The organism is Thiocapsa sp., assembly GCF_011390875.1.
Taxonomy (GTDB): domain Bacteria; phylum Pseudomonadota; class Gammaproteobacteria; order Chromatiales; family Chromatiaceae; genus Thiocapsa.
Window position 1 is genome coordinate 1 of record NZ_JAABRP010000169.1, and the last position, 11,734, is coordinate 11,734.

Here is an 11,734-nt window from a genome sequence, read left to right on the forward strand (position 1 = left end):
CGCGCGAGGATGCTCGACTCTACGCCACTGTGCGCGCCGTCGGGCTGGAGCTTTGCCCCGCGCTCGGCATCGCCATCCCGGTCGGCAAGGACTCGATGAGCATGAAAACGGTCTGGGAGGGCGCGGCGGGTCGGCGGCACGAGATGTCCGCGCCCCTGTCGCTGATCGTCTCCGCCTTTGCCCCGGTGCTCGACGTGCGCGCGACCCTGACCCCGCAACTGCGGACCGATCAGGGTGATACCGACCTCATCCTCATTGATTTGGGGCAGGGCCGAAACCGTCTCGGCGGGTCCGCTCTCGCGCAGGTCTACGGCCAGCTCGGCGATGTCGGGCCGGACCTGGAGACCCCGGACCTGCTCAAGCGCTTCTTCGCCGCCATCCAGGAGCTCCAGGACGAGGAGCTGATCCTCGCCTATCACGATCGCTCCGACGGCGGACTCATCACCACGCTCTGCGAGATGGCCTTCGCCGGACGCTGCGGGATCGACGTGGATCTGGCTGCGGTCGGGCCCGATGACCTCGCGGCCCTGTTCAGCGAGGAGCTGGGCGCCGTGATCCAGGTGCGTCACACCGAGACGGACGACGCGCTGCAGATCCTGGATTATCACGGTCTGGCCGAGTACAGCCCGGTGATCGGCATGCTCGACGACAGCGATCAGATCCGCGTGTGTCGCCGCTGCCGACCGCTCTTCGCGGCGAGTCGTACCGAGCTCCAACAGGTCTGGTCCGAGACGAGCTTCCGGATGCAATCCCTGCGAGACAACCCCGAGTGCGCGGCCGAGGCCTATGCGCGCATCGCCGAGCCGGATCCCGGTCTGCATGCGGAGCTGACCTTCGATCCGGATGATGACCTGACCGCGCCCTATGTCGAGCGGGGTGCCCGTCCGCCGATCGCCATCCTGCGCGAGCAGGGCGTGAACGGACAGGTCGAGATGGCCGCGGCATTCCATGCGGCGGGCTTCGAGTGCGTGGACGTGCATCTATCGGACATCATGGCCGGGCGTGTCGACCTCTCGCGTTTCCGCGGCCTTGCCGCCTGCGGCGGCTTCTCCTACGGCGACGTGCTCGGGGCAGGGGAGGGCTGGGCCAAGTCCATTCTCTTCAACCCGCGCGGGCGCGATCAGTTCCAAGCCTTCTTCGAGCGGCGCGACACCTTCACGCTCGGGATCTGTAACGGCTGCCAGATGCTCTCCAACCTGCGCGAGCTGATCCCTGGAGCGGAACACTGGCCGCATTTTGTGCGCAACCGCTCCGAGCAGTTCGAGGCCCGCACACTGATGCTCGAGGTCCGTGAGACGCCGTCTGTTTTGCTCGCCGGGATGGCCGGCTCACGCATGCCGATCGCGGTGGCCCACGGCGAAGGTCGGGCCGAGTTCCGCGATGCCGAGCATCTCGCTGCGGCGCGCGCCTGCGTGGCGACGCGGTACATCGAGAACGACGGCCGGGTCGCCGAGCGTTATCCCGCTAATCCCAACGGATCACCCGAAGGCATCGCCGGCCTGACGACGCTAGACGGGCGCGTCACCATCATGATGCCTCATCCCGAGCGCGTGTTCCGGTCCGTTCAGAATTCGTGGCACCCGGATCAGTGGGGCACGGACGGCCCCTGGATGCGCCTGTTCCGCAATGCGCGCGAGTGGGTGGACTAAACCGCGTCCAGATAGAATTGCGTCATGCTGCAGATCTCCAACCGTATCCGAATCGACGATACCGAGCTCAGCGAGCGGTTCATCCGCTCGCCCGGACCCGGCGGTCAAAACGTCAACAAGGTCGAGACGGCGGTCCAGTTGCGGTTCGACGTTGGGCGCTCGCCGTCCCTGCCCGAGGACGTGCGCGAGCGTCTACGGCGCCTCGGCGGACGGCGGATCGATTCGGACGGTGTCCTGATGATCGAGGCGCACCGCTATCGCACCCGCGAGCGCAACCGAGCCGATGCGCGAGCCCGGCTCGCCGCCTTGATCGCTCAAGCGGCCGTGCGCCCGAAAGCACGCGTTGCGACCCGGCCCACCCGCGCCTCGACCGAACGACGCCTTGAGACCAAGCGCAAACAATCCAGCAGCAAGCGCATGCGCCGCGCCCCATCGGATCACGATTAAGCGTCACCGCTCTCGACATCCTCCGACGGAAAACGGCGGCATGGCCGTCGCGACATTGCTCCTCGCCCTGCTGCCGCCGGCTTTCGCTGTCGCCGTGCCGCCGATATGAAAAAACAACCCTAACCGACTGCGGATTGAGTTCGTGCCTGTGAAGCCTGTGAACATTGCTTGGGTCTGTACGCTATCGAACAGATGACGCCGGAAAAATGGACTAAAATTTGAGTTGGACTAGAGAGGAGAGGGTCGTCGAGGTGTCGGATTCGTACACGCCGCAGCAAAACCAGCTATTGGCGGCCCTGTCGGCGGAGGTACAGGAGCGCGTTTTCCCGTTTCTCGAACTGGCGCCGATGCCCTTGGGCAAGGTTCTGTATGAGTCCGGGGCCCCCGAGCGTCACGTCTATTTTCCCACCGACTCCATCATTTCCCTGCTCTACGTCATGGAAAATGGTGCCTCGGCGGAGATCTCGGTCGTGGGAAACGAGGGCATGGTCGGTATTGCACTCTTCATGGGTGGCGAAAGCACCACCAGTCGCGCCCTCGTACAGAGTGGCGGATTCGCCTACCGGCTTCCAGGGAAACGCTTCAAGGACGAGGTTGGCCGCCACGGCGAGCTGCTGTTCCTGATGTTGCGTTACTCCCAGGCCCTGATCACCCAGATGGCACAAACGGCGGTGTGCAACCGTCACCATTCGATCGATCAGCAGCTGTGTCGCTGGCTCCTCCTGTCCCTTGACCGCCTCTCGGTCAACCAACTCGTCATGACCCAAGAGCTGATCGCCAACATGCTCGGCGTGCGTCGAGAAGGCGTGACGGACGCCGCTGGCCGTTTGCAGAAAGAGGGCGTGATCGAATACCACCGCGGCCATATCACGGTACTGGACCGAGCCAAACTCGAACGGCTCTCCTGTGAGTGTTATGCAGTCGTCAAGGCCGAGACCGATCGCCTTCTCCCCCGGGTTCATCCGGGTTCCGTGCAATGAGTCAGGTTAGCGATGCGTAACTAGGCGGTCGCCACACGGCTCGGCAGGCGGCGACTTAATTGCTCTTCTTAATCTCCTCCTTGATGTCACCGACGCCGGCTTGGACCTTGCCGAGGTTCTTCTGGATTCTACTCGTTCGCCTCGACGACCGCACCCGTGCCGTCCGGCCCGATTACGATCACCAATTTGCCGAGCGTCGGGTGACGCGCGGTCACCACGGTGAATGCGGGCAGGCGCATTTCGCCGATCAACTCGCTTTCGTCCTTCAGGTCCGCGATCAGTGCTGCTTCGGCTTCCAGTAGACGCATCTGTCACCCCCGATCCTGTTGTGGGCCTAAACCGCGTCCGGCGCGATGTGCCATGTCTTCAGCGGGAGCGAAACCCCTTGAAGATCCCTGGGACGCAGTGCACGACGCGGTTTAGAAACGAGCGGATTATTACCCATCCTGAACCGCGTCGCGCCGAGATTGTTTGTTGAACCGACGCTTATGTTCCCGCGATCCGACCCGAATCCAACCGGACGCGGTTCAGCGCTACATCGCCATATCCAGATCGTCCTGGATCTTGGAGACTCCGGCCAGGGCGCACTCCTCGTCGGTGTCGCCTCCGGGTGCCCCGCTGACACCCACGCCGGCCACCAGCGAGGAGCCACCGACCAGAACGGGAACCCCGCCGGCGGACATCACGAGACCCTCGACACGCCCGATCGGCGTATTTGCACGATCAGCCATGGCCGAGGTTGCGGCGTTGAAGTTCACTGCGGTGAATGCCTTCATCGTGCTGATCGGCACAGTGATGGGCGCGGCGATGGTGTCGCGGAGCGTCACCTGCACCGTGCCTTCGCGGTCGACCACGGTCACGGCGATCTGGATCCCTTTCTCGCGACATTCCTCAATCGCCCCCTGGGCGATCTTGACCGCTGCATCCATCGAGAGACGCTGCAACGGGACCACCATGGGACCATCGGCGATGGCCGGTCCGCAGATCAATGCAGCGGCGACGAGTGCTGGAATTGTTGTTTTCATGTCTCCTCCTCTTTATTTTAGAACAGGGGTTTATCGGGCATCTTCATTCGACGTCGTGCCGGGACGGCTCGGTTTAAGGCCGTTTCGGGAATCAAAGTGATTTCCGGGAAAGGAACAACCGGAAATAGGTGCGTATTTATTGTCACTCACAGCCTTCGGCCCGTTCCTTCTCCCGAAATCACCCAAGCTGTCCGGACCGACGCGTCCGTTACGATGCGCGATAGTGGGTCTCGATATAGTCGTCGACCATCCGCTTGAACTGCTCGGCGATCCCGTCGCCCTTGAGTGTGGCGACCTTTTCGCCGTCGACGTAGACGGGTGCGGACGGGCGCTCGTCGTTGCCGGGCAGGCTGATTCCGATATTGGCGTGCTTGCTCTCGCCGGGTCCGTTCACCACACAGCCCATCACCGCGACCTGCATGGTCTCCACTCCCGGGAAGCGGGTGCGCCACTCCGGCATTTGCTCGCGCAGATAGGCCTGAATGTCTTGTGCCAGATGCTGGAAGGTGTCGCTGGTGGTGCGCCCGCAGCCCGGGCAGGCGGTGACCATGGGTGCGAAGGAACGCATTCCCATCGTCTGCAGGATCTCCTGAGCGACCACGACCTCGCGGGTGCGCGACTCGCCGGGTGCCGGGGTGAGCGAGATGCGGATGGTGTCGCCGATGCCTTCCTGCAGCAGTACGGACAAGGCGGCGGTCGAGGCGACGATTCCTTTCGAGCCCATGCCGGCCTCGGTCAGGCCCAGATGCAAGGCATAGTCGCCGCGATCGGCCAGCATGCGATAGACGGCGATCAAATCCTGCACGCCGCTCATCTTGCAGGAGAGGATGATGTGATCGCGCGGCAGGCCGACTTGCTCGGCGCGCTGGGCGCTCGAGATGGCGGATTCCACCATCGCCTCGCGCATCACCTGCTCGGCGTCGCGCGGCTCGGACGAGCGTGCGTTCTCGTCCATCATCCGAACGATCAGGTCCGGATCCAGGCTGCCCCAGTTGACCCCGATCCGCACCGGCCGGTCGTAGCGGCAGGCGATCTCGACCATGGTCGCGAACTGACCGTCCTTCTTCTCGCCGCGTCCGACGTTGCCCGGGTTGATCCGGTACTTCGCGAGCGCCTCGGCGCACTCCGGATAGTCCGTCAGCAGGCGGTGGCCGTTGAAATGAAAGTCGCCGACCAGAGGCACGCTGCATCCCTGTGCGTCCAGCGCCTCGCGGATCTCCGGAACCGCGCGCGCCGCCGACTCGTGATTGACCGTGATCCGCACCAGCTCCGAGCCGGCACGTGCCAGCTCGGTGACCTGCTGGACCGTGGAGGCGATGTCCGCGGTATCCGTGTTGGTCATGGACTGGATAACGATCGGGGCTTGACCGCCGACGGTCACAGGACCGATGCGTACCGGCACGGTCCGGCGTCGCTGAATGGGAAATCGAATTTGGCTCATAGTGCCTTTGCCGCCGCAGCGGCCCTGTCAGTTGGTCGGAGTCGGGTGATCCGACGAGGGCAATGGGGAACGCAGTCCCTGGACGATCGCGACATACTGCGGGGCGTCCTGAGGAATCAGTCCGTGGCGGATCAGAAAATCAATGATGACCAGGTTGCAGTTGAGCTTGAAGTCATCGGTCTCGCGGACGATCTCCGCGACCTCCTTCACCGGCAGGCGATAGAAGGTTTCCACCTCCCCGTCGGTGCAGTGCGGCTCGAAGTCCTCCGGAAGCTCCAGATCGTAGCAGAACATGACATCCGGCTTCAGCCCGCGCTCCGAATCGCGACAGTAGGTGACCGCGCCGACGGCCACCGCCCGGTCCGCAAGGGCAGGGGGCATGCCGGCCTCTTCCGCGCACTCCTTGCGCAGATTCTCGACCAGAGCGATACCGTGGGGCAACCCGCCCGCAACAAGGTTATCCAGTCGCCCCGGGTAGAGACGGCGGTCGGCGGCGCGACGACCGATCCACATCTCGATCCCGCGCGCTGTTCGCACGAAGCCGTTCAGATGTTGACCGAAGGCGCGCATCCCGAAGAATGGCGCGCAGGCCCGGTCGATGAGGCAGCGCGCCGCCTCGCGCCCGCCTGCGGTGACGGGATACTGCTCGCCGTGCAGATAGGGGATGACGCCCTCGTCGACCAGTCCTCGGCCCACCTCGGCCAGCGCCAAGGTGCAACCCTCGAAGTCATCCGGAGTCTCGACCCACTCGACCGCCGTCTGCGTGACACGGAACCGGGTCGGCCAGCGCCGAAGCTCCTCGGCCGCGCTGGGTCGCAGGCTCCCGAGACGCTCGCCCCTGCGAATGAAGGGAACAAACGCAGCCGGCTCCCAGGCATTGCAGGCGTAAATCTTATCGAGATAGCTCATTGATGAACCGCGTCTTGGGGTTTCATGCGACCGATTCGGGTCGCGCCTGCCGCACCTTCTTCCGATACCTCGGCAGGACGCGGTTCAGTTCACGAAAAAATCTTAAAACCGCGCCAACTCGGACGCTGGTTGATGCCTTCAGGATCAAGCCCGAGTGAAGACCGAGCCCATCGCAACGAAGCGCGGTTTTAACGCTCCTCCGATTTGATGAGATTCCACAGCCGCTCCATCTCCCCGCGCACCGCAACGCTCGGCGCTTGCCCGCCTGCGCGCAGGCACACCTCGACCCGCCCGAAGCGCCGCTCGAAACGGTGATTCGCCGCCCGCAGCGCCTGCTCGGCATCGACCCCCATATGCCGGGCCAGATTGACGCAGGAGAAGAGCAGGTCGCCGATCTCATGCACTCGCTCGGTCGGCTCGGCGTGGGCGCGCAGCGTCTCGCGACACTCCTGCAACTCTTCGAGCACCTTGTCGAAGACTTCTTCCATCTCGTCCCAATCGAAGCCGACGACCGCTGCGCGCTTCTGCAGCTTCTCGGCACGAACCAGCGCCGGCAGGGCCTGCGCGACCCCTTCCAGAACGCTTCCGATCGGCCGCTGCCGCTTGCTCGCCCGCTCGGCTGCTTTCTCGCGCTCCCAGTTCGCGCGCACGGCGTCCTCGTCCTCGAGCGCCGCATCTCCGAAGACATGCGGATGGCGGCGGATCATCTTCTCGCTGATGGACTGCACCACGTCCGGGAAGGCGAAGCTCCCTTGCTCCTCGGCGATCTGCGCGTGATAGACCACCTGAAGCAGCAGGTCGCCCAGCTCCTCGCGCAGCTCCTTCATGTCCTCGTTCTCGATCGCTTCGGCGACCTCGTAGGCCTCCTCCAAGGTGAAGGGCAGGATGCTGCGGAAAGTCTGCTCCTGGTCCCAGGGACAGCCGTCCTGCGGATCGCGCAGGCGCGCGACGATGGCGATGAGATCGGCAATCGAGTCGTGTCGGTTCATAGGGCAGGGTGTTCCGGTCAAGGGCGGAGACGGGTATGGGGCGCGCTGCCGGGCCGAAACGGAGTCGATCGGCGTACCGAGCCTCACACGAAACCATACACAAACCCGTCGAAGGCAATTCCGAGCAAGATCGCGCCGATTCCGCCCCATTTCCAGTAGCCGCGCGGAATGCCGACGATCTCGTCCGGACGCGAGCGACTCGGATCCTTGAGGATCTCGTAGAGATGCGGTCCGGCCAGGAACCACGGCAGAAATCCGAAAAAGGCCGGCACCGCAAGCCACAGCGGGACAGGCTCGTTCAAAAAAAGCGCCACGGCCAAGACCGGCCAAAGCACGAGATAGCCGGCGGTCAGCTTGGCGTCCAACGACTTCTGCGACGTGGTTGCAAACGTCAAGAGTGCGACGATCCCCCAAGAGGCGACAATCAGGATGAGGAGTATGCGCATTGGGGTTGCGGCGGTGGCGTTGCTTGGGCTCGCTGGCGATGACCGAGGGTCTCAGGTTCTGCGAGACAGGGCGCCTGCAACAGGCCGCGACCGAACGAAGATTCGCGTCGGCCCGGTTACCGTGCGCTCGGGTTGCCGTGCGCGCAGCGCGTCGCCGGTCATGTTAGCGGATCCTCCGACCAACGGTCCATCTCAAGTGTATCGCCGTGCGTTGGTTCACGTTTTCAGGGATATCCCTTCGGCGCGACACTGTTATGCTTATCGCAGACGCTCGTGTACGGCTCTTGCGCAGTGCATCTGATCCGCACAGTGAAACCCCGTCCGGATCTGCGAGCGGTGATCTTCTGCTCGGCTTCGTTCGCCGAGGGCATGCGGGGTCGTTCGATCCGACCTGTGATGAGGCACGACATGGCTGTTGTCGAATCCACGAGCACATTCAACGCAGACCCTGCATCGGGAGCGCCGGGCGGCTTTACCCTGGTCGAGCTGATGGGTGTCGTCGCCGTGGCCGCGATCGTGCTGACACTCGGCGTGCCGAGCTTCTTCACCCTGATTCAAAACAACCGCGCGGCCACGCAGGTCAACGAGCTCGTGATGGCCTTGAGCCTCGCCCGCAGCGAGGCGGTCAAGCGGGGTGTTCCCGTTTCGATGTGTCCGTCGAAAGACCAATCCAAGTGCAGTGGTGGAAAGGATTGGCAAGTCGGTTGGCTCGTCTTTGTCGATGCCGCGGCGGCCGAATCGGCCGATCCGGTTGTGGGCGAGGTGCTGCGTGTCTGGCCCAAGATGACCGGTGTGACCGGCTTCAGCGGGCCCACGAGCCTCCGCTATCTGGCGGAGGGCGACGTGAGAGCCGGCGCGGTCTTTAAGCACACGAAGAAAGGCTGCCCGGCAAACAAGCCCGAAGCCCGGACCGTGACGGTCAGCCCGACCGGCCGGGCTAGTGTCGCCCCTGCGGGGTGTTTGATATGAATCGCAAGATCATCCCGGCTTTGAGCATCTGCCGTTCCCCGATCATGCGCCGGCACGTCGCCTTTCGCACTGCGCGGGGTGTCGGTCTGATCGAGGTTCTCATCACCATGGTCGTTCTTTCGGTCGGCCTGCTGGGTTTGGCTGCGCTTCAGGCATCGGCGCTCAAGCTGGCCCACCAGGCCGACATCCGCAGTCAGGCGACCTTTCTGGCATACGAGATGGCCGATCGGATGCGGGCCAATCGCGAGGCTGCCCTCGGAGATGAATACGCATTGACCACGTTCTCCGCAGTTGAGTGCGATCCCACTCTGGTGCTGTCGGACGCCAACACCTTGGCCGAGCGTGATCTCGACGAGTGGCGCAATACCCTGGCCTGTCTGCTTCCGCAAGGAGAGGGCCGGATCGTCCGGGCCGACGAAATTGTCACGATTGGTGTCAGTTGCAACGACAGCCGCGGCGCCGAAGCCCCGATCGTCTTCACCATGACCACCGAGCTTTAGGCGCTGCGCATGGATGCCTCCTTTCGGCAATCGGGCTTGACGATGGTCGAGATCTTGGTTGCGCTCGCCCTCGGTCTTTTTCTCACGGGCGGAATCCTCAGCGTCTACCTCGGCAGCAAACAGACCTATCGCGTCGTCGAGGCACTCGCCCGATCGCAGGAGAACGGTCGGTATGCCGTCGAGCTGTTGGGGCGTACGGTACGGATGGCGGGGTATGTGGGATGTGCGCGACTGGATGACAGCCCCAACAATATTGTCAAACCGGAAGAGGACGGTGATCTATCGAACGGGAACTTCGTCGATGTCGATGTCGACGAGGTTGTCGCTGCGTTAAGAATCTCGGGAACCGACGCGCTGGTTGTCCGCGGCGGTGGCGGTCCCATGGCCCGACTGGATGCCGAGAAAACGTGGGACGCAAATGCCAAGATCGATCGTAATGCCGACGATTGGTCCGCCGGAGATGTGCTTATCATCTCCGATTGCTTGAGCGTCGATATCTTCCGGGCAACTAACGTCTCCAAGGATCCGAACGGCAAGGGAATCACGATCGCCCACGCCAAGAATGCGAACACCGACAACAAGCTCTCCAAGGTCTATGCGAAAGGCGCCGACGTTATGTCGTACAGGGAAACGACCTTTTTCGTCGCCTCATCCCAAGCCGATGAGTGTGTCGAGCCGTGCCGCGGCTTGTGGCGGCGTCTCGGAAACGAGGATCCGCAGGAGATCCTCCAAGGTGTCGAGAATATGCAGATCCTCTACGGTATCGATACGTCCGGTTCCCGCGCGCTGGACCGCTACATGACCGCCGATGAGGTGGATGATGCGGATGATTGGGAACATGTTGTCGCCGTGCGCATCGATCTCCTTCTGGTCAGTCCGGAGGACAATCTGGTCGATAGTCCGCGCTCAATTGTCTTCAACGGCGAGGAGTTGGAGCCGGACGACCGTCGGATGCGCCGAGTCCTGACCACCACCGTCGCGATCCGGAATCGACTGCCGTGAGAACTCACCTCAACCGATCCGAAGACCGCGGCATCCGCCAACAGAAGGGCGTGGTTCTCGTCGTCGCACTGATGTTCACGCTCGTGATGAGCATCGTCGGCGTCACTGCGATGCAATCGACGATCATGCAGGAGCGCATGGCGGGAAACGCGAGGGATCGCAACCTCGCCTTTCAGGCCGCCGAGGCGGCGCTGCGTGCCGGCGAGGATGCGTCGATCGGCGGAGGGCCGGCCGCCGATACGATGCTTGCCGATCCCGCTGGTTGGGATGGCGAAACACCGGAGCCGACCGGCAGCGTCAAGGACTTCGATCCTCAACTGGCAGCCGACCCGGTCTATTACGCCGACCCGCCGCGCCAAGTCCGCGTTGGAATCACCCTGCCGCCGCGCTGGCGCTATGCCTACCCGGTCATCGCCCGTGGCGAGGGCGGCACGCACACGGCCATCGTGGTCCTGCAGTCGGTTTTGGAGCCGCCATGAGGCAGGTTCCGGAATCCGACAAACCCCTGTCATTCCCTTCGGATAACCCTGATCCACGGAGGAACGAGCGATGAGGCCCAACCGGAAGACGACACGTGCGAGGCCGGCGATCTCACGGTCGGCGGGACTGGCGTTGGGTCTTGGCCTGACGCTGATCGGAGCGGGGCCCGGACGGGCGGATATCGATATCGCTACTGCGCCGCTCTTCGTCATGCCGCCCGTTATTCCGGCGCTTATGCTGGCCATCGACGATTCCGGATCCATGGACTCGGAAGTGCTGATGCGTGCGAACGACGGTGCGCTCTGGTGGAATACGAAGAATCGGTCCTTCACCGGGTTGAATATGAACGATCACTCCGAGACCGGGGCGATCAATTTCAATCGTGCCGGTGACGCCAACAATGATTGGAAAAAATTCGTTTATCTTTTTCCCAACGGCACAGGTTTGACCAGCGGCCGTCGCGCCTACAGCGACAGTACGCATGACCATTACGCCGTGCCGCCCATCCCTCCCTTCGCCTTCAGTCGGTCGCCCGAGTTCAACCTCGCCTATTTCGATCCGGCGCGTCTCTATGCGCCCTGGCCGAGTCAGGGCGGCTACACATTTACGGATGCCGACCCGGCCGCCGCGAGTACCGATCCAACCCGCGGCAGCCAGACCTATACTCTGACCGCTGTCAGCGAGCGAAGAGATTCCAACGAGGTCTTCCGGATGTTTCCGGGCATGGTCATACCTGCGGGAACGCGGTACCGCGATTGGGATGACTCGAAATGGAAGACGGCTTCGAACGACCGCCCGATCGAGATCGCGGACATGCCGAATCCGGATGACCTGACCAACGGTGTCTACCGCGGTGAAGGGCGCGGTGTGCCGATCTCGTTTTACCCGGCAACCTTC

At 63.3% G+C, this 11,734-nt stretch carries 14 protein-coding genes; 8 read left to right on the forward strand and 6 right to left on the reverse strand.

Annotated elements, in window-relative coordinates; all coding sequences use genetic code 11:
• The 3 genes from purL to GPT33_RS13650 form a co-directional block, all read left to right on the forward strand.
• A partial coding sequence (gene purL, locus GPT33_RS13640; RefSeq protein WP_296809808.1) for a phosphoribosylformylglycinamidine synthase occupies nucleotides 1–1,649 on the forward strand: 1,649 nt, incomplete at its 5' end.
• A 24-nt stretch (nucleotides 1,650–1,673) separates the two neighbouring features.
• Nucleotides 1,674–2,096 carry an alternative ribosome rescue aminoacyl-tRNA hydrolase ArfB gene (gene arfB, locus GPT33_RS13645; protein WP_296809809.1) on the forward strand — a complete coding sequence of 141 codons (423 nt, stop codon included), beginning with the start codon at nucleotides 1,674–1,676 and terminating at the stop codon, nucleotides 2,094–2,096.
• 251 nt (nucleotides 2,097–2,347) lie between these two features.
• A complete protein-coding gene (locus GPT33_RS13650; protein WP_296809810.1) occupies nucleotides 2,348–3,076 on the forward strand; it encodes a Crp/Fnr family transcriptional regulator in 729 nt (242 codons plus the stop codon).
• 128 nt (nucleotides 3,077–3,204) lie between these two features.
• Here the strand turns inward: GPT33_RS13650 and GPT33_RS13655 are convergent, their stop codons facing one another.
• The 6 genes from GPT33_RS13655 to GPT33_RS13680 all read right to left on the reverse strand — a co-directional run bounded on the left by GPT33_RS13655 (nucleotide 3,205) and on the right by GPT33_RS13680 (nucleotide 7,886).
• A complete protein-coding gene (locus tag GPT33_RS13655; RefSeq protein ID WP_296809811.1) occupies nucleotides 3,205–3,384 on the reverse strand; it encodes a hypothetical protein in 180 nt (59 codons plus the stop codon).
• 225 nt (nucleotides 3,385–3,609) lie between these two features.
• Nucleotides 3,610–4,101 (reverse strand): heme-binding protein, encoded by a 492-nt coding sequence (locus tag GPT33_RS13660; RefSeq protein WP_296809812.1) that lies wholly within the window; start codon nucleotides 4,099–4,101, stop codon nucleotides 3,610–3,612.
• A gap of 208 nt (nucleotides 4,102–4,309) precedes the next feature.
• The gene (gene ispG / locus GPT33_RS13665) at nucleotides 4,310–5,542 is read right to left on the reverse strand and encodes a flavodoxin-dependent (E)-4-hydroxy-3-methylbut-2-enyl-diphosphate synthase (RefSeq protein WP_296809813.1); all 1,233 of its coding nucleotides are present in this window, start codon (nucleotides 5,540–5,542) and stop codon (nucleotides 4,310–4,312) included.
• Between the two features lie 27 nt (nucleotides 5,543–5,569).
• Complete coding sequence (locus GPT33_RS13670; RefSeq protein WP_296809814.1) at nucleotides 5,570–6,451, reverse strand: DUF4743 domain-containing protein; 882 nt, start codon at nucleotides 6,449–6,451, stop codon at nucleotides 5,570–5,572.
• Nucleotides 6,452–6,639: 188 nt separating this feature from the next.
• Nucleotides 6,640–7,440, reverse strand: coding sequence for a nucleoside triphosphate pyrophosphohydrolase (mazG, locus tag GPT33_RS13675; protein ID WP_296809815.1), 801 nt, complete (start codon nucleotides 7,438–7,440; stop codon nucleotides 6,640–6,642).
• 83 nt (nucleotides 7,441–7,523) lie between these two features.
• On the reverse strand, nucleotides 7,524–7,886 hold the full coding sequence (locus GPT33_RS13680; protein WP_296809822.1) for a hypothetical protein: 363 nt from the start codon (nucleotides 7,884–7,886) through the stop codon (nucleotides 7,524–7,526).
• 408 nt (nucleotides 7,887–8,294) lie between these two features.
• On the opposite strand from GPT33_RS13680, the gene GPT33_RS13685 reads away from it, so the two are divergent.
• The 5 genes from GPT33_RS13685 to GPT33_RS13705 all read left to right on the forward strand — a co-directional run.
• Nucleotides 8,295–8,855, forward strand: coding sequence for a GspH/FimT family pseudopilin (locus GPT33_RS13685; RefSeq protein ID WP_296809824.1), 561 nt, complete (start codon nucleotides 8,295–8,297; stop codon nucleotides 8,853–8,855).
• Nucleotides 8,852–9,355, forward strand: a complete 504-nt coding sequence (gene pilV / locus GPT33_RS13690) for a type IV pilus modification protein PilV (protein ID WP_296809826.1) — start codon at nucleotides 8,852–8,854, stop codon at nucleotides 9,353–9,355. Before GPT33_RS13685 ends, pilV begins: the two co-directional genes overlap by 4 nt.
• 9 nt (nucleotides 9,356–9,364) lie before the next feature.
• Entirely contained in the window at nucleotides 9,365–10,357 is a 993-nt protein-coding gene (locus GPT33_RS13695; RefSeq protein WP_296809828.1) for a PilW family protein, read from the forward strand.
• Entirely contained in the window at nucleotides 10,354–10,836 is a 483-nt protein-coding gene (locus GPT33_RS13700) for a PilX N-terminal domain-containing pilus assembly protein (protein WP_296809831.1), read from the forward strand. Before GPT33_RS13695 ends, GPT33_RS13700 begins: the two co-directional genes overlap by 4 nt.
• Nucleotides 10,837–10,906: 70 nt before the next feature.
• Nucleotides 10,907–11,734: hypothetical protein (locus GPT33_RS13705; protein WP_296809833.1), on the forward strand; the 828-nt coding region annotated here is incomplete at its 3' end.

Bases quoted from the DNA above. Each gene is read 5' to 3' on its own strand.
- GPT33_RS13670 (WP_296809814.1), bottom strand. From the start codon at position 6,451: ATGAGCTATCTCGATAAGATTTACGCCTGCAATGCCTGGGAGCCGGCT.
- arfB (WP_296809809.1), top strand. From the start codon at position 1,674: ATGCTGCAGATCTCCAACCGTATCCGAATCGACGATACCGAGCTCAGC.
- pilV (WP_296809826.1), top strand. From the start codon at position 8,852: ATGAATCGCAAGATCATCCCGGCTTTGAGCATCTGCCGTTCCCCGATC.
- mazG (WP_296809815.1), bottom strand. From the start codon at position 7,440: ATGAACCGACACGACTCGATTGCCGATCTCATCGCCATCGTCGCGCGC.
- GPT33_RS13695 (WP_296809828.1), top strand. From the start codon at position 9,365: ATGGATGCCTCCTTTCGGCAATCGGGCTTGACGATGGTCGAGATCTTG.
- GPT33_RS13660 (WP_296809812.1), bottom strand. From the start codon at position 4,101: ATGAAAACAACAATTCCAGCACTCGTCGCCGCTGCATTGATCTGCGGA.
- GPT33_RS13685 (WP_296809824.1), top strand. From the start codon at position 8,295: ATGGCTGTTGTCGAATCCACGAGCACATTCAACGCAGACCCTGCATCG.
- ispG (WP_296809813.1), bottom strand. From the start codon at position 5,542: ATGAGCCAAATTCGATTTCCCATTCAGCGACGCCGGACCGTGCCGGTA.
- GPT33_RS13680 (WP_296809822.1), bottom strand. From the start codon at position 7,886: ATGCGCATACTCCTCATCCTGATTGTCGCCTCTTGGGGGATCGTCGCA.
- GPT33_RS13655 (WP_296809811.1), bottom strand. From the start codon at position 3,384: ATGCGTCTACTGGAAGCCGAAGCAGCACTGATCGCGGACCTGAAGGAC.